Origin of the sequence: Pseudomonas sp. Rh2, from assembly GCF_040762985.1 — a bacterium.
In the GTDB taxonomy this organism is placed as follows: domain Bacteria; phylum Pseudomonadota; class Gammaproteobacteria; order Pseudomonadales; family Pseudomonadaceae; genus Aquipseudomonas; species Aquipseudomonas taiwanensis.
Genome location: NZ_CP142890.1, coordinates 2,435,017 through 2,450,185, shown reverse-complemented (window position 1 = coordinate 2,450,185; position 15,169 = coordinate 2,435,017). Strand labels below are relative to the sequence as shown.

General features: G+C 57.3%; 11 protein-coding genes, 2 tRNA genes and 3 rRNA genes. 7 read left to right on the top strand and 9 right to left on the bottom strand.

Going from position 1 to position 15,169, the window contains the following annotated elements:
• Nucleotides 1–27 precede the first annotated feature (27 nt).
• Nucleotides 28–891: a universal stress protein gene (locus VXM67_RS11035; protein WP_023379781.1), complete on the top strand. Its 864-nt coding sequence runs from the start codon at nt 28–30 to the stop codon at nt 889–891.
• A 70-nt stretch (nt 892–961) separates the two neighbouring features.
• Here the strand turns inward: VXM67_RS11035 and rrf are convergent.
• The 5 genes from rrf to VXM67_RS11010 all read right to left on the bottom strand — a co-directional run bounded on the left by rrf (nt 962) and on the right by VXM67_RS11010 (nt 6,105).
• Nucleotides 962–1,077, bottom strand: a 5S ribosomal RNA gene (gene rrf / locus VXM67_RS11030).
• A gap of 130 nt (nt 1,078–1,207) precedes the next feature.
• Nucleotides 1,208–4,099, bottom strand: a 23S ribosomal RNA gene (locus VXM67_RS11025).
• 233 nt (nt 4,100–4,332) lie between these two features.
• Nucleotides 4,333–4,408: transfer RNA gene (locus tag VXM67_RS11020), tRNA-Ala, on the bottom strand.
• Between the two features lie 6 nt (nt 4,409–4,414).
• Nucleotides 4,415–4,491 (bottom strand) — tRNA-Ile (locus VXM67_RS11015).
• A 77-nt stretch (nt 4,492–4,568) separates the two neighbouring features.
• Nucleotides 4,569–6,105 (bottom strand): 16S ribosomal RNA (locus tag VXM67_RS11010).
• The 16S, 23S and 5S rRNA genes sit together here with 2 tRNA genes alongside, the layout of an rRNA operon.
• A 596-nt stretch (nt 6,106–6,701) precedes the next feature.
• Between VXM67_RS11010 and rhtA the strand changes: the two genes are divergently transcribed.
• Both rhtA and VXM67_RS11000 read left to right on the top strand, forming a co-directional pair.
• Nucleotides 6,702–7,589 (top strand): threonine/homoserine exporter RhtA, encoded by an 888-nt coding sequence (gene rhtA, locus VXM67_RS11005; RefSeq protein WP_023379780.1) that lies wholly within the window; start codon nt 6,702–6,704, stop codon nt 7,587–7,589.
• Between the two features lie 189 nt (nt 7,590–7,778).
• A complete protein-coding gene (locus VXM67_RS11000; RefSeq protein ID WP_023379779.1) occupies nt 7,779–8,060 on the top strand; it encodes a hypothetical protein in 282 nt (93 codons plus the stop codon).
• 49 nt (nt 8,061–8,109) lie between these two features.
• Here VXM67_RS11000 and VXM67_RS10995 read toward each other — a convergent pair whose 3' ends face one another.
• A complete protein-coding gene (locus VXM67_RS10995; protein WP_186599155.1) occupies nt 8,110–9,918 on the bottom strand; it encodes an aminopeptidase P family protein in 1,809 nt (602 codons plus the stop codon).
• A 224-nt stretch (nt 9,919–10,142) separates the two neighbouring features.
• Here VXM67_RS10995 and VXM67_RS10990 point away from each other — a divergent pair, with 224 nt between their 5' ends.
• On the top strand, nt 10,143–11,252 hold the full coding sequence (locus VXM67_RS10990; protein ID WP_023379777.1) for a DUF3182 family protein: 1,110 nt from the start codon (nt 10,143–10,145) through the stop codon (nt 11,250–11,252).
• A complete protein-coding gene (locus VXM67_RS10985; RefSeq protein ID WP_023379776.1) occupies nt 11,236–12,006 on the top strand; it encodes an alpha/beta fold hydrolase in 771 nt (256 codons plus the stop codon). The genes VXM67_RS10990 and VXM67_RS10985 overlap by 17 nt, the downstream gene beginning before the upstream one ends.
• On the opposite strand, the gene VXM67_RS10980 is transcribed toward VXM67_RS10985, so the two are convergent.
• Nucleotides 11,985–12,365 (bottom strand): hypothetical protein, encoded by a 381-nt coding sequence (locus VXM67_RS10980; RefSeq protein WP_027907621.1) that lies wholly within the window; start codon nt 12,363–12,365, stop codon nt 11,985–11,987. The genes VXM67_RS10985 and VXM67_RS10980 overlap by 22 nt on opposite strands.
• 87 nt (nt 12,366–12,452) lie before the next feature.
• Between VXM67_RS10980 and soxR the strand changes: the two genes are divergently transcribed.
• Nucleotides 12,453–12,905, top strand: coding sequence for a redox-sensitive transcriptional activator SoxR (gene soxR, locus VXM67_RS10975; RefSeq protein WP_023379774.1), 453 nt, complete (start codon nt 12,453–12,455; stop codon nt 12,903–12,905).
• Here soxR and VXM67_RS10970 read toward each other — a convergent pair whose 3' ends face one another.
• The gene (locus VXM67_RS10970; RefSeq protein WP_023379773.1) at nt 12,906–13,886 is read right to left on the bottom strand and encodes a GlxA family transcriptional regulator; all 981 of its coding nucleotides are present in this window, start codon (nt 13,884–13,886) and stop codon (nt 12,906–12,908) included.
• An 82-nt stretch (nt 13,887–13,968) separates the two neighbouring features.
• On the opposite strand from VXM67_RS10970, the gene VXM67_RS10965 reads away from it, so the two are divergent.
• Entirely contained in the window at nt 13,969–14,517 is a 549-nt protein-coding gene (locus VXM67_RS10965) for a cysteine hydrolase family protein (protein ID WP_023379772.1), read from the top strand.
• A gap of 19 nt (nt 14,518–14,536) precedes the next feature.
• On the opposite strand, the gene VXM67_RS10960 is transcribed toward VXM67_RS10965, so the two are convergent.
• Nucleotides 14,537–15,100, bottom strand: coding sequence for a helix-turn-helix domain-containing protein (locus VXM67_RS10960; protein WP_023379771.1), 564 nt, complete (start codon nt 15,098–15,100; stop codon nt 14,537–14,539).
• Nucleotides 15,101–15,169: the final 69 nt, after the last annotated feature.

The following is a 15,169-nucleotide window of genomic DNA, read 5'->3' as shown; positions in this document are numbered from 1 at the left end:
CGCCATCTTTGAAGGGAGCTAACGCCCATGCAAGCCGTCCGCAGCATCCTTGTCGTTCTAGACCCTGCGCATGCCCATAGCCGCGCACTGACCCGGGCCAAACTGATCGCAGGTGTGACAGGTGCCCGCCTGCACCTGCTGATGTGTGACAAGAATCGTGAGCACAGTGCCCTTTTGAGTTTGCTGCAAAGCCAGTTGCGCGATGATGGGTATATCAATGTCACCCATGAAGAGGCTTGGCAAGAAAGCCTGCACGAAACCATTATTCGGGTGCAGCAGGCTGAAGGTTGCGAACTGGTGATCAAGGAGCATCGACCGGATAACCCACTGAAAAAGGCGATACTGACACCCAGCGACTGGAAGCTGTTGCGTCAGTGCCCTTGCGCAGTGTTGATGGTCAAGAGCGAGCGGCCCTGGACCGGTGGAGTGATTCTTGCTGCTGTTGATGTCGGCAATCAGGACGAGGACCACCGTCGCCTGCATGCCAGTATCATCGATCACGGTTATGCAATCGCCAGCTTGGCCAAAGGGGAATTGCATGTGATCTGCGCCCATCCCTCCCCCATGCTTTCCGCTTCCGACCCCGCCTTCCAACTCAGCGAAACCATCGAGCAGCGCTATAGGGACGCATGCACAGCTTTCCAAGCCGAGTTCGATATCAGTGATGATCGCCTGCACATCGCAGAAGGCCCGGCGGATGTTCTAATCCCCTTCACGGAGGACAAGTACGACGCTGTCGTGACCATCATGGGTACCGTCGGCCGAACCGGCATAACCGGCGCTTTGATCGGAAACACCGCAGAGGTGGTGCTAGACGCGTTGAAAGGCGATGTATTGGTGCTCAAGAGCGAGGAAGCAACAGCCCACCTGGCGGAACTGGCGAGGGGTTGAGACTGCAACCACCGCGCCGGAAAGACAAAACCCCTACCTGCTCACGCAGATAGGGGTTTTGCGAAATGAATCTTGACGATGACCTACTCTCACATGGGGAAACCCCACACTACCATCGGCGATGCATCGTTTCACTGCTGAGTTCGGGATGGGATCAGGTGGTTCCAATGCTCTATGGTCGTCAAGAAATTCTGTTGCCAGAATGTCGTGTAAACACTCTTGGCCAATTCGGATATGTGAATTTGTGGTTTTGCGAACTTTCGGTCGTTTCGTCTTCACCACCGCAATCTGCGTCAGCAAATTGCTTGGGTGTTATATGGTCAAGCCTCACGGGCAATTAGTATTGGTTAGCTCAACGCCTCACAGCGCTTACACACCCAACCTATCAACGTCGTAGTCTTCGACGGCCCTTTAGGGAACTCAAGGTTCCAGTGAGATCTCATCTTGAGGCAAGTTTCCCGCTTAGATGCTTTCAGCGGTTATCTCTTCCGAACATAGCTACCCGGCAATGCCACTGGCGTGACAACCGGAACACCAGAGGTTCGTCCACTCCGGTCCTCTCGTACTAGGAGCAGCCCCTCTCAAATCTCAAACGTCCACGGCAGATAGGGACCGAACTGTCTCACGACGTTCTAAACCCAGCTCGCGTACCACTTTAAATGGCGAACAGCCATACCCTTGGGACCGGCTTCAGCCCCAGGATGTGATGAGCCGACATCGAGGTGCCAAACACCGCCGTCGATATGAACTCTTGGGCGGTATCAGCCTGTTATCCCCGGAGTACCTTTTATCCGTTGAGCGATGGCCCTTCCATACAGAACCACCGGATCACTAAGACCTACTTTCGTACCTGCTCGACGTGTTTGTCTCGCAGTCAAGCGCGCTTTTGCCTTTATACTCTGCGACCGATTTCCGACCGGTCTGAGCGCACCTTCGTACTCCTCCGTTACTCTTTGGGAGGAGACCGCCCCAGTCAAACTACCCACCATACACTGTCCTCGATCCGGATAACGGACCTGAGTTAGAACCTCAAAGTTGCCAGGGTGGTATTTCAAGAATGGCTCCATGAGAACTGGCGTTCCCACTTCAAAGCCTCCCACCTATCCTACACAAGCAAATTCAAAGTCCAGTGCAAAGCTATAGTAAAGGTTCACGGGGTCTTTCCGTCTAGCCGCGGATACACTGCATCTTCACAGCGATTTCAATTTCACTGAGTCTCGGGTGGAGACAGCGCCGCCATCGTTACGCCATTCGTGCAGGTCGGAACTTACCCGACAAGGAATTTCGCTACCTTAGGACCGTTATAGTTACGGCCGCCGTTTACCGGGGCTTCGATCAAGAGCTTCGCTTGCGCTAACCCCATCAATTAACCTTCCGGCACCGGGCAGGCGTCACACCCTATACGTCCACTTTCGTGTTTGCAGAGTGCTGTGTTTTTAATAAACAGTCGCAGCGGCCTGGTATCTTCGACCGACATGGGCTTACGGAGCAAGTCCTTCACCCTCGTCGGCGCACCTTCTCCCGAAGTTACGGTGCCATTTTGCCTAGTTCCTTCACCCGAGTTCTCTCAAGCGCCTTGGTATTCTCTACCCGACCACCTGTGTCGGTTTGGGGTACGGTTCCCAGTTATCTGAAGCTTAGGAGCTTTTCTTGGAAGCATGGCATCAACCACTTCGTCGCCTAAAGGCAACTCGTCATCAGCTCTCGGCCTTGAGATCCCGGATTTGCCTAAGATCTCAGCCTACCACCTTAAACTTGGACAACCAACGCCAAGCTGGCCTAGCCTTCTCCGTCCCTCCATCGCAATAACTGGAAGTACAGGAATATTAACCTGTTTTCCATCGACTACGCTTTTCAGCCTCGCCTTAGGGACCGACTAACCCTGCGTCGATTAACGTTGCGCAGGAAACCTTGGTCTTTCGGCGTGGGAGTTTTTCACTCCCATTGTCGTTACTCATGTCAGCATTCGCACTTCTGATACCTCCAGCAAGCTTCTCAACTCACCTTCACAGGCTTACAGAACGCTCCTCTACCGCGTCATCAAAGATGACACCCGTAGCTTCGGTGCATGGTTTGAGCCCCGTTACATCTTCCGCGCAGGCCGACTCGACTAGTGAGCTATTACGCTTTCTTTAAAGGATGGCTGCTTCTAAGCCAACCTCCTAGCTGTCTAAGCCTTCCCACATCGTTTCCCACTTAACCATGACTTTGGGACCTTAGCTGACGGTCTGGGTTGTTTCCCTTTTCACGACGGACGTTAGCACCCGCCGTGTGTCTCCCATGCTCGGCACTTCCAGGTATTCGGAGTTTGCATCGGTTTGGTAAGTCGGGATGACCCCCTAGCCGAAACAGTGCTCTACCCCCTGGAGTGATACATGAGGCGCTACCTAAATAGCTTTCGAGGAGAACCAGCTATCTCCGAGCTTGATTAGCCTTTCACTCCGATCCACAGGTCATCCGCTAACTTTTCAACGGTAGTCGGTTCGGTCCTCCAGTCAGTGTTACCTAACCTTCAACCTGCCCATGGATAGATCGCCCGGTTTCGGGTCTATACCCAGCGACTAAACGCCCTATTAAGACTCGCTTTCGCTACGCCTCCCCTATTCGGTTAAGCTCGCCACTGAATATAAGTCGCTGACCCATTATACAAAAGGTACGCAGTCACCTAACAAAGTAGGCTCCCACTGCTTGTACGCATACGGTTTCAGGTTCTATTTCACTCCCCTCTCCGGGGTTCTTTTCGCCTTTCCCTCACGGTACTGGTTCACTATCGGTCAGTCAGTAGTATTTAGCCTTGGAGGATGGTCCCCCCATGTTCAGACAAAGTTTCTCGTGCTCCGTCCTACTCGATTTCATTGACAAGAGATTTTCGTGTACGGGGCTATCACCCACTATGGCCGCACTTTCCAGAGCGTTCCACTAATCTCAAATCAACTTAAGGGCTGGTCCCCGTTCGCTCGCCACTACTAAGGGAATCTCGGTTGATTTCTTTTCCTCAGGGTACTTAGATGTTTCAGTTCCCCTGGTTCGCCTCTTGCACCTATGTATTCAGTACAAGATAACCAGCTTATGCTGGCTGGGTTCCCCCATTCAGAGATCTCTGGATCACAGTCTGTTTGCCGACTCCCCAAAGCTTATCGCAGGCTACCACGTCTTTCATCGCCTCTGACTGCCAAGGCATCCACCGTATGCGCTTCTTCACTTGACCATATAACCCCAAGCAATCTGGTTATACTGTGAAGACGACATTCGCCGAAAATTCGCATGTTGCTCAATTAAGAGCAGAACTCACAAATTTTACCTTAGCCTGACATCACACCAGTGAAAGTGCGTGCCAGTCTATCTATCACATATCCGAATTTTTAAAGAACGATCTGACAAAAGTCAGAAATCAACATTCGATCTGAATGCTCATTTCTAAGTTCTGATCAAGTAAGCGAGTGGTGGAGCCAAGCGGGATCGAACCGCTGACCTCCTGCGTGCAAGGCAGGCGCTCTCCCAGCTGAGCTATGGCCCCGCATATTGGTAGGTCTGGGCAGATTTGAACTGCCGACCTCACCCTTATCAGGGGTGCGCTCTAACCAACTGAGCTACAGACCTATATAGGGTCTTGATCGTCTTCGACAATGAATCAAGCAATTCGTGTGGGAGCTCATCAGTAGGCTGATGTCGTCGATTAAGGAGGTGATCCAGCCGCAGGTTCCCCTACGGCTACCTTGTTACGACTTCACCCCAGTCATGAATCACACCGTGGTAACCGTCCTCCCGAAGGTTAGACTAGCTACTTCTGGTGCAACCCACTCCCATGGTGTGACGGGCGGTGTGTACAAGGCCCGGGAACGTATTCACCGCGACATTCTGATTCGCGATTACTAGCGATTCCGACTTCACGCAGTCGAGTTGCAGACTGCGATCCGGACTACGATCGGTTTTGTGAGATTAGCTCCACCTCGCGGCTTGGCAACCCTCTGTACCGACCATTGTAGCACGTGTGTAGCCCAGGCCGTAAGGGCCATGATGACTTGACGTCATCCCCACCTTCCTCCGGTTTGTCACCGGCAGTCTCCTTAGAGTGCCCACCATAACGTGCTGGTAACTAAGGACAAGGGTTGCGCTCGTTACGGGACTTAACCCAACATCTCACGACACGAGCTGACGACAGCCATGCAGCACCTGTGTCAGAGTTCCCGAAGGCACCAATCCATCTCTGGAAAGTTCTCTGCATGTCAAGGCCTGGTAAGGTTCTTCGCGTTGCTTCGAATTAAACCACATGCTCCACCGCTTGTGCGGGCCCCCGTCAATTCATTTGAGTTTTAACCTTGCGGCCGTACTCCCCAGGCGGTCAACTTAATGCGTTAGCTGCGCCACTAAAATCTCAAGGATTCCAACGGCTAGTTGACATCGTTTACGGCGTGGACTACCAGGGTATCTAATCCTGTTTGCTCCCCACGCTTTCGCACCTCAGTGTCAGTATCAGTCCAGGTGGTCGCCTTCGCCACTGGTGTTCCTTCCTATATCTACGCATTTCACCGCTACACAGGAAATTCCACCACCCTCTACCGTACTCTAGCTCGCCAGTTTTGGATGCAGTTCCCAGGTTGAGCCCGGGGCTTTCACATCCAACTTAACGAACCACCTACGCGCGCTTTACGCCCAGTAATTCCGATTAACGCTTGCACCCTCTGTATTACCGCGGCTGCTGGCACAGAGTTAGCCGGTGCTTATTCTGTCGGTAACGTCAAAACAGCAAGGTATTAACTTACTGCCCTTCCTCCCAACTTAAAGTGCTTTACAATCCGAAGACCTTCTTCACACACGCGGCATGGCTGGATCAGGCTTTCGCCCATTGTCCAATATTCCCCACTGCTGCCTCCCGTAGGAGTCTGGACCGTGTCTCAGTTCCAGTGTGACTGATCATCCTCTCAGACCAGTTACGGATCGTCGCCTTGGTGAGCCATTACCTCACCAACTAGCTAATCCGACCTAGGCTCATCTGATAGCGCAAGGCCCGAAGGTCCCCTGCTTTCTCCCGTAGGACGTATGCGGTATTAGCGTTCCTTTCGAAACGTTGTCCCCCACTACCAGGCAGATTCCTAGGCATTACTCACCCGTCCGCCGCTGAATCAAGGAGCAAGCTCCCGTCATCCGCTCGACTTGCATGTGTTAGGCCTGCCGCCAGCGTTCAATCTGAGCCATGATCAAACTCTTCAGTTCAATACTGCTTGGGTTTTTAAGAAACCCTAAACTTGGCTCAGCAATCTCAAATGACTATGTGATTTCTCGCATGGCCACTTGTGATGCTGATAATCTTTGTGACTATCAGTCCGTACTCACAAGCACCCACACGAATTGCTTGATTCGATTTGTTAAAGAGCGTTTGGCTAAGAGCCTTTCGTCTCAACCGAGGCGCGCATTCTACGCTTTCCTCATTTGCTGTCAAGCGTTTATTTTGAAGTTTTTTGCGAGAAACTCGTTTAGCTTCAAACACTTGACTCGCTGCGATCTCTCGTAGCGGGAGGCGAATAATACAGCATTTTAAAACGCTGTCAACCTTCTTGCCAACCGCCACCGACTTCGAGATCGAAGCCCTTCCGATACTACCTGAAAATTTAACTCTTTGATTAACAAAGCGTTTCTTTTTCGACCACGTCGGAAGAGGTGCGCATTATAAGGGGATTCGAAGGCCCGTCAACCCCCCCCTGTCGCAGAAACCCACACCCCCCCCTCATAGAGAAGCAATGCTTGCGGCCCGACCGATCAATTGCGCACTATAGTGCACATCACCCCTCTCCCAGGATCGCAACACAGCAATGAACACCCAATCCCGCAGTCTGGCCGCCACCCTTTTCCCGATAGGCCTGCTGCTTATTGCCATGGCATCGATTCAATCTGGCGCCTCGCTTGCCAAGAGCATGTTTCCGATCATCGGCGCACAAGGCACTACCACACTGCGGCTGGTTTTTGCGTCCGTGATCATGCTGCTCATCCTGCGCCCCTGGCGAGCACGCATTACCGCCACCACGCTGCGCAATGTGATCATCTATGGCATGGCGCTGGGCGGCATGAACTTCCTCTTCTATATGTCCCTGCAAACCGTCCCTCTGGGCATCGCCGTAGCACTGGAATTCACCGGCCCCCTGGCCGTGGCGCTGTTCGGCTCACGTCGAGCCATCGACTTCCTGTGGGTTGGCCTGGCCACTCTAGGGTTAGTGCTACTGATCCCTGCCGGCCATGGCGGCCAGTCGCTGGACCTTGTGGGTGCCGCCTACGCTCTGGGAGCTGGCGTGTGCTGGGCGCTCTATATTCTGTTCGGCCAACGTGCCGGCGCCGAGCACGGTATCCAAGGGGCTGCGCTGGGTGTAGTGGTCGCCGCCATCTTCGTGGCGCCTATCGGTATCGTCCACGCCGGCAGCGCCCTGCTGACACCTGCCGTGATCCCGCTAGCCCTGGGTGTCGCCATCCTGTCGACCGCCCTGCCCTATAGCCTGGAAATGATCGCACTCACGAAAATGCCCGCGCGCACCTTTGGCACCTTGATGAGCATCGAGCCTGCGGTCGCCGCGATGTCAGGGCTGGTGTTCCTGGGCGAGGTCCTGACATTCACTCAGTGGCTGGCCATCGCGGCGATCATTACTGCTTCGGTGGGTGCCACACTGTCGATGCGCAGGGAAGCGAATCCTCCTGTCGCCGCCGACTGATATGAGAAATATTTTCATTTGAGACAGGATTAACCATTGTGGGCGCCCGCCGTGCTGATTAAGCTGTCACAGAATCATCATGTTTACGCTATCTACTGAGCCGAACACGGACGCTGGGGACATTTCAGGAAGAATTGACGCAATTACGACAGGGCGACACCTGACAAGCCCTGCACAGTAAGGACAGGAATGAAACGTATTTTGGTCATCCTGGCCATCTTCGCTATTGCTGGATGTGCCGCCACAGCCAAGACTGAGGTCAAGAGAGGGAAGAAGGGCCTGCATATCAACTGCTCGGGGCTCTCCTCTTCATGGGACAACTGCTACAGCAAGGCCGCAAACTCGTGCAGCAAGCGAGGCTACAAAGTCATCGCGCGGTCCGGGGATACCGATGAAGAACCCGGGGATTACCTGTTCGGCATCAATCCCGCCGGCTATACCAGCCGCAGCATGATCGTCATCTGTAAATAAGGAAGGGCAGCCCAAGTGCTGCCCTTTTTCGGTCGTGCAGAGGCTCACGTCACAACGGAGTTGTTCGCGCCTCCAGCCAAGTCAGTGCGTCACCCTGCAACAGCGGCGCGAGGCGCTCACGAACGATTAGGTGATAGCCATTCAACCATTTGCGTTCCTCCTCGGTTAGCGACTCCGGGACAAGGCAACGTGTGTCGATTGGGCACAACGTCAAGGTCTCGAAAGACAGGAAGTCGCCGAACACACTCTTGCCCGCCTCACGGGTTGCCACCAAATTCTCGATTCGCACCCCCCAAGCACCCGGCCGGTAGGTGCCTGGCTCGATCGAACTGATCATCCCTGCCTGCATCGCAGTCTGCGGAGCCGCCGCCGCTTGGTAGGCAATCACCTGCGGACCTTCATGCACGTTCATGAAGTAGCCCACGCCATGCCCGGTACCATGGCCATAGTCGACCTGGTCAGCCCAGATCGGTGCACGCGCAATGGCATCAAGCAGCGGCGACAGGATGCCCCGTGGAAAGGTGGCGCGGGACAGCGCGATCATCCCCTTGAGCACACGCGTGCAGTCCTTTTTCTGTTCAAGACTCGGGGTACCCACAGGAACCATCCGGGTGATGTCGGTGGTGCCGCCAAGGTACTGCCCTCCGGAGTCTATCAACAGCAGGCCATCGCCCTCGATGACCGCATGGGACGCTTCGGTCGCGCGGTAATGCGGCATGGCACCGTTACCATTGAAGGCGGCAATGGTCGAGAAACTCAGCGAAACGAAGCCTGGACGACGTCGACGCGCAGCGCTCAATTTCTCATCGACAGTCAGCTCGGTTATCACCTCTTGGCCCTGCTGCGCCTCGAACCAGGCGAAGAATTCGCACAAGGCCGCTCCATCCTGCTCCATGACCTGCCGAATATGCCGCAGTTCCTCATCGCTCTTGCGCGATTTGCTAAGCGTCGTCGGGTTCAAACCTTCGATCAGTTGCACCCCTGCGTCCAGGTTATTCAACAGGCCGCAGGTCACGCGCGCCGGATCGACCAGCAGCCGGCTGCCGTGTGGCAGTCGCTTCAATGCCTCGTGGACCGCGCTGTAATCACGTACTTCGATGCCATCCACTTCAAGCACATGACGCAAATGCTCATCGAGCTTGCTGACCTCCACGAACAGAATTGCCTGGTCCTTGCCAATAAGTGCAAAGGCAACGAAGACCGGGTTGTATGAAACATCGCTTCCGCGCAAGTTGAACAGCCAGGCAATGTCATCCAAGGTCGCGATGAAATGCCAGTCTGCTCCCTTCTCCTGCAAGGCACCACGCAACTGGGCAAGTTTCTCGGCCCGGCTGACCGTGGCATAAGGAGGTAGGTGCTGATAGACCGGGTTGAAGGGCAGTTGCGGACGCCCCTCCCAGACCTCTTCCAGCAGATCCTTGTCAGTGACAAGCCGCGCTTCGCGGGCTTTTAGCCGATCTTGAAGCTGTCGCGACGAAGCCAGAGCCATGACCGCCCCATCCACGGCCACCGTGCCATCGAACGGAACATGTTCTCCCAACCATTCCAGCGCCCCAGGCTTGCCCGGCATCAGCTTCATCAGTTCGATGCCGCTTCCGGCCAGCTCTTTCTCGGCCTGCTCCCAATAACGGCTGTCGACCCATACCCCCGCAAAGCCTGCAGTCACCACCAAGGTGCCCACCGAGCCGTCAAAACCCGACAGCCAACGGCGCCCCTGCCAATAACCGGGCAAGTACTCGGACAAATGGGGGTCGGCCGAAGGCACCAGCAGGGCATCGACACCCTCCCGCGCCATGACTTCGCGCACGCGCGCCAGGCGCTCCGGCACACTTTGCTCAATCGTGGTCTGAACGTTCATGCGCACTCCTGCGGACACATCTTGGTTATTCCAGGATGAGGATAATGGAACAGCAGCCACGGTGTCGCAATCGTGGCGTCGACTCACGGCATGCAATGCCCATGACGCCCTGTAGGAACGAGACACTTCCTACGATCGAGCGGGACCACCGATCAGTTCCGGCTGAACTTACCGCAAGCCACAGCTTCACAAACTCTATATTCATCGCGCTCAGGCGGAAGCACATGGCACGTGTCACCGAGAAAACCACCGTGGTACTGCTCGACACCCGCGAGCACACCCCGGAACACGAACACAGCGTGCATCTGAAACTGGCCCAGGGCCTGGCCCAACTGCTGGGGTGCGAGACGGTCCTGTCCGACCTGCCACCGTCGCAACACGAGCAGTGCTACTACCTGCCTACCGAAACGCTGATCGACCCGCAACGGTACACGGCGCTGGGCATTCACAGCGCGCGTGACCTGTTTGGCGGTTTGGTCAGCCATCCCTACATGGCGACGAAGGCAATCTCCCATCCACTGCCGGCAAATGCCAGCTTCCCGCCCGGCTGGACCGACGACTTTGCCCGACAAGCCAGCGATGCGCTGCTGTGCGGCTACACCGTATTCAGCAAGTCCGATGCCCGCCGCGCAGCCCAGTTGTTGCTGCGCGACGGGCCAGTGCGGATCAAACCCGTCCTGTCGCGCGCCGGGCGTGGCCAGAAAGCCATCAGCGAACTGGATGGACTGGAACCGCTATTGGCCAGCATGGACGACAAGGATCTGGCACTTTGGGGTCTGGTGCTTGAGGAAGACCTGAGCGACATACAGACCTTCAGCGTCGGCCAGGTACAGGTCGCAGGCCACACCTGCAGCTATCACGGCACCCAGCAGTTGACCCGTGATCACCAAGGGGAAGAGGTCTACGGCGGCTCAGAACTGGTCGTGGTACGTGGTGATTACCACGCCTTGCTGCAACTGCCCCTGGAAGACCATGTGCGCCTGGCGATCCGCCAGGCCATGATTTACGAGGAAGCCGCAGAGCAGCACTTTCCCGGTTTCATCGCATCGCGGCGCAACTATGACATCGCACGCGGGAGCAATGGCCAAGGCCGCCTGCGCAGCGGCGTGCTCGAGCAATCGTGGCGCGTCGGCGGCGCCAGCAGTGCAGAACTCCTGGCACTGCAGGCTTTCGCCGACGACCCGGCACTGCAGCAGGTCTGCGCCTCGACCCACGAAGTTTTCGGGCAACTTGAACTACCCACTGACGCCACCCTCTTCTACCAAGGAAACGACAGTGAACTCGGACAACTCAGCAAATTCGCACGGATTCGCCACTATGAGTATTCAGAGTGAATCCGTTGATCTGCAGGTCGAAGGCGACAGCATAGCCGGCACTCTTGTCAGCCCCGGCAACAAGATGCCAGGCATTCTGTTCGTCCACGGCTGGGGCGGTAGCCAGCAACGGGACCTGGCCCGCGCCAGACAGATTACGGGACTTGGCTGCGTGTGCATGACCTTCGACCTGCGTGGCCACGAAAATACCGCTAGCCAACGCCTGACCGTCACGCGCGAGCAGAACCTCCAAGACCTACTGGTGGCCTACGACCGCCTGGCCGGCCACCCGGCCGTCGATAGTAACGCTATCGCCATCATCGGAAGCAGCTACGGAGGCTACCTGGCAACCCTGCTGACCTTGCAGCGGCCCGTAAAATGGTTGGCCTTGCGCGTACCGGCAATGTACTGGGACGAGGATTGGCATAGCCCCAAGCAAACCCTCGACCGCCAGCGCCTCAACGCCTACCGCCAGCGCCCGCTTGGCCCGGACGACAACCGCGCCCTGGCGGCCTGTGCAGCGTTTCGCGGCGACGTGTTACTGGTCGAATCAGAGCAGGATGACTATGTCCCTCATACGACGATGATGAGTTATCGCTCAGCGTTCGTCAGCGCTCACTCGCTCACCCACCGCATTGTCGATGGAGCCGATCACGCGCTTTCCAGCGAGGAGAACCAAAAAGCCTACAGCTCGATCCTGACGGCGTGGATCAGCGAAATGGTGATCGGTGCACGCCTCGACCGCTACCCGCATTATGCCCCGTGGTATGCCTGACCCTCACCGATCTGGCAGTGCAGGTCTCCATCGGCGTCGCGCACCAGGCTGCACAATGCCTGGTAGGCGGCAAAGTTGACCCCCCGGGCCCGGTGTAGGCTCAACAGGTCGAAGAACGGCTCCTCGGCAAAGCACTCTGCAGCCGCTGCCCAGGCTTGGCGGGACTGCCATTGCAGGCACTGCAGCACCCGACTGCCATCGTCGCTGGTCTGGATGCTGACCCCTTGCAAGTCTTTGCAACGCACAGCCAACTCTTCGCTGCGCACGACCAGCGCCTGGGCCAACGCTGCCTGATGCGAGGCGGGCACTTGGTATTCGATCATCTGAGTGAACCACAGGGTTTGCGGTGTGGCTGTCATCAGCAGTCTCCTTGTCGAGGGCACTTGCTACAAGATGTTCGGCAGGGTAAAACCTCCAGTTAACTCAAGGTCAAGAGCTTTTTTAGCATGCCAAGCAAGCCCCCTATCGCCGCTGACAAGCTGCTCAGTGTTGGCCAACTGGCGGCACGCAGCGGTGTCGCGGTGACGGCCCTGCACTTCTACGAGACCAAAGGGCTGATCCAGAGCACCCGCAACGCCGGGAACCAGCGCCGCTACTTGAGGGCGATGTTGCGTCGAGTCGCGGTGATCAAGATGGCCCAGCGCCTGGGCATACCTTTAGCCGAAATTGCCGAGGCCCTTGCCGAGCTGCCCAACGACCACACCCCCACCGCCGAGGACTGGCGGCACCTCTCCGCACGCTGGCGCCAGGACTTGAATCGGCGGATCGACGAAATGATCAGGTTGCGCGACCAGCTCGATGGCTGCATCGGCTGCGGCTGCATGTCGTTGAAGGATTGCCCCTTGCGCAACCGTCAGGATCATCTGGCAGAAGAAGGCCCAGGGCCGCATCTGCCCTGATCAAGGCAACACGAATCTTCGCCGGTACTCGCTGGGCGTCAGGCCAGTGACTCGCTGAAACACCTTACGAAAGGCGCCCGGATCCTGGTAGCCCACGCCCCAGGCAATCTGCTCAACCGTACGCCGGGTGAATTCCAACATCCGGCAGGCCTGCCCAACTCTCACTTGCTGGCAATATTCGGTCGGCCTGAGCCCCGTGGCGGCACGAAACCGCCGCAGAAACGTGCGCGCCTCAAGCCCGGCGCAGGCGGCCATGCTTGCCAGGTCGGCGTCGTGGGCTGCTCCGGCCTGGAGCCAGTGCTGAACCCTGAGCACAGCTTCGTCACCATGATCCAGGCTCGGGCTGAACAGCGCCCCCGGCATTGGCGTGGAAACCGGCTCGACCGACAGGTAGCGTGCCGTCTCGCACGCCACCGAGGCGCCAAGATAACGCTCAAGCAGACGCAGCCCCAGCTCAGTCCAGGCCATCAAGCCGGCTGACGTCATGATGTCGCCGTCGTCCAGCAGCGGCTGATTGGCCTCCACACGCACCTTGGGGAAACGCTGGGCCAAGGTATGCGCGTAGTTCCAGTGGGTACTGGCCGCGCGCCCGTCGAGCAGCCCGCTGGCGGCAATGAAGAACACCCCGATGCACACCGACGCCAATACCGTACCCCGGTCATGCCAGTGACACAGTGGCAAGCGGTGACGCTCCAGTACCTCAGGCACTGGCATCGACTCCAGACTCGGCGGAATGATCAGCACCCGCAGCCCATGCCCTTCGCGCCCCGGCTCATCGGCAATACAGCGCAATTGCCCGGTCTCGTCCAACTGCCAATGGCTGACACGCACGCGTGGCAGGTCGTCAGCCCCCAACTCGGCCGCCACACGGTTGGCAACGGTGAACAGGTCATCGAGGCCATGCACCGCCGCACGCTGTGCGCCAGGATAGATCAGCAGGCCGATCTCCAGGCTGCCAGGGTTGTCAGTTTTTGCCGCCATAGTGTCGTTCGCGCCAATCCTCAGGTCAGTGCGTACAGCCTATAACTATGGCCTGACAACGACTACTGCCACAGGAGGCAACATGAGCAAGCACGCCCTGATCATCATCGATATCCAGAACGACTACTTCCCCGGCGGCAAGTGGCCTCTCGACGGTGTCGAAGCCGCTGCCGACAACGCTGCACGACTGCTCGCCGCCGCCCGTGCGCGACGCGATCTGGTGGTGCATGTTCGCCACGAGTTCGAAAGCGCTGATGCACCGTTCTTCGCCCCTGGCTCGACCGGTGCCCACTTTCACAAGAAAGTCGCCCCCCTGGACGGTGAGCCAGAGGTGCTCAAGCACAAGGTCAACGCGTTCCTCGACACCTCGCTCAAGCGCACCCTGGATCAACACGGTGTAAAAAGTCTGACCATCGTCGGCAGCATGAGTCACATGTGCATCGACGCCGCTACTCGTGCCGCCGCCGACTATGGCTACGCAGTCACGGTGGCGCACGATGCCTGCGCGACGCTGCCACTGGAGTTCGATGGCAAGCAGGTTCCAGCGGTCGATGTGCATGCCTCGGCCATGGCCGCACTGGCATTCGCCTATGCCAAGGTGTTGAAGACCGACGACTTGCTGGGGCAGTGAAACCGGACCATACCTACGGTCAGATCACTACATTACGCACGAACCGCGTGGGCACGTTTCCATCATTGCGGTAGGCGTACCGACAGTTGCTGGGAAACACATGGAACTGGCCGACCTGCAAGCAGTGCTCGGCCCCTTCGATGATCAGGGTCAGTTGCCCTTCAGCCACGTAGATCTGCTCGCTCCACCCTTCTGCGTCGGCTTCGCTGACGTAGCACTCCCCCGGCGCGAGGGTCCACTCCCAGATCTCGACCTCTCGTCGGGCCGCACTGCTGGCCAGCAGCACGGCCTTGCTCTGCGGGTGCTCACCGGCCCAGGCCAGCTCTTCGATGCGGCTTGGGTCGCGGTGGTCAGGCGCCTGGATCAACGTGCTGAACGCCACGCCCAGCGCCTCGGCGATCAAGTCGAGGGTGGTCAGGCTGACGTTCTTTTCCCCGGCCTCTATCGCCACGAGCATGCGCCTGCTAACCCCGGAGCGCTCCGCCAGGGCACTTTGGCTGAGCCCCAGGCCGTTACGCAAGCGACGGACGTTTTGGCTCACGTGTTGAAGCACCGATGAACGGTGCGCGGAATCTTTGTGCACTATATTGCTCACTGGAAGAGGTTGCGCAGTATACTGCCCACTTTGCGGCGATTGTGCGCCGCCCCCTCC

What these genes read in the sequence shown, in the direction of transcription:
- VXM67_RS11035 (WP_023379781.1), top strand. Translation starts at nt 28, where the DNA reads ATGCAAGCCGTCCGCAGCATCCTTGTCGTTCTAGACCCTGCGCATGCC.
- rhtA (WP_023379780.1), top strand. Translation starts at nt 6,702, where the DNA reads ATGAACACCCAATCCCGCAGTCTGGCCGCCACCCTTTTCCCGATAGGC.
- VXM67_RS11000 (WP_023379779.1), top strand. Translation starts at nt 7,779, where the DNA reads ATGAAACGTATTTTGGTCATCCTGGCCATCTTCGCTATTGCTGGATGT.
- VXM67_RS10995 (WP_186599155.1), bottom strand. Translation starts at nt 9,918, where the DNA reads ATGAACGTTCAGACCACGATTGAGCAAAGTGTGCCGGAGCGCCTGGCG.
- VXM67_RS10990 (WP_023379777.1), top strand. Translation starts at nt 10,143, where the DNA reads ATGGCACGTGTCACCGAGAAAACCACCGTGGTACTGCTCGACACCCGC.
- VXM67_RS10985 (WP_023379776.1), top strand. Translation starts at nt 11,236, where the DNA reads ATGAGTATTCAGAGTGAATCCGTTGATCTGCAGGTCGAAGGCGACAGC.
- VXM67_RS10980 (WP_027907621.1), bottom strand. Translation starts at nt 12,365, where the DNA reads ATGACAGCCACACCGCAAACCCTGTGGTTCACTCAGATGATCGAATAC.
- soxR (WP_023379774.1), top strand. Translation starts at nt 12,453, where the DNA reads ATGCCAAGCAAGCCCCCTATCGCCGCTGACAAGCTGCTCAGTGTTGGC.
- VXM67_RS10970 (WP_023379773.1), bottom strand. Translation starts at nt 13,886, where the DNA reads ATGGCGGCAAAAACTGACAACCCTGGCAGCCTGGAGATCGGCCTGCTG.
- VXM67_RS10965 (WP_023379772.1), top strand. Translation starts at nt 13,969, where the DNA reads ATGAGCAAGCACGCCCTGATCATCATCGATATCCAGAACGACTACTTC.